Below are 1093 nucleotides of genomic sequence, written 5' to 3'. Positions count from 1 at the left end.
CAATTTTATCCCAGTCAACGCCCGGGTATTTTGTGGGAGATAATGTTATCTTGTTTGCCTTAATTGAATGCCAAAATTCATCACGCTGCTGTAATAACAGCAATCCATTAGTCACTAAATATATCGTCTTTATGTTCGGAAACAATCTACGCGTAACCTCAAAAAAAGGAATAATATCTGGGTGCAATAAAGGCTCTCACCCGTAAGGTGTATAGCATCTATATTGCCGCCAGTTAGCTCCACTATCCGCTCAAGGTCTTTACTGACAGAGGTAATATCAGCATATTTCTCCTTCGACAGCGGAGAAAAATTGTTGCACCCCCAGCAACCCATGTTGCAGTGTTCAGCTACGTGTATATGAACCTCTTCAAGGTGAGATTTAGGTAAAAAAGCGTTTATGGCTCCATTGTAGAACTGGGCTACATTGGTCTCTATTTCATTTATACGTTTCTTAAAATGCAACCTTTCTAACTCTAACTTTTTTCTGGCACTAACGAGTTTTATTCTAATCCCTAACAAATATACTGTGGTTAGCGCGCCATCCCTGCTAACAGAAAAAAGCCTATCTAATAAAGATAGTTTGTTTGTTTGTTTGTTTGTTTGTTTGTTTGTTTGTTTGTCATAACAATTCCTCTGCGCTTGCCACCCACTCACCAATATCCTTATTTGAGTGCTTAAAGCAATCAAACTCTTCGTGGCGAGTGCTAGCGCAATAGCGACAGAATGGAAAAGGCTTTGCTAAAAATTGTAAAATTTCTTCAACATCTCTAACTTTGTATATATCTATGCTATCAAGCTCATTCAGAACTAGCTTTTCGCCAAAATGAGCGTTAAAATGTGGCGACATAATAGTCGGCGCACAGGGATAAATGCGTCCGTTTAAGATATGCGGATATACTGATAATCTACAGTTTATGAAACTGAATAACGGGTTTTGCTTGCCTGACAGGTCAAATGGGTGGCGAAAACTAACCTTATCGCCCCATTCGTTCATATACCAAAAAGTTATGCCAAACTCCGCCGCTCTAGCCTCTATCCGCTCCCAATCAATACCCGGATATTTGGTCGGTCCTATAGTGATATTATTACCCTG

General features: G+C 39.8%; 1 protein-coding gene and 1 pseudogene. Both read right to left on the bottom strand.

The window, feature by feature from the left end; genetic code table 11:
• Positions 1 to 129 precede the first annotated feature (129 nt).
• Entirely contained in the window at positions 130 to 519 is a 390-nt protein-coding gene (locus AC1MDJ_RS07985) for a hypothetical protein (RefSeq protein WP_479690387.1), read from the bottom strand.
• Positions 520 to 619: 100 nt separating this feature from the next.
• Positions 620 to 1093 (bottom strand): annotated as a pseudogene (locus AC1MDJ_RS07980) (radical SAM protein); the annotation flags it as partial.

The organism is Candidatus Termitispirillum reticulitermitis, from assembly GCF_054655775.1.
The sequence above is the reverse complement of the archived record's forward strand: the minus strand, read 5'-3'. Positions and strand labels throughout refer to the sequence as shown.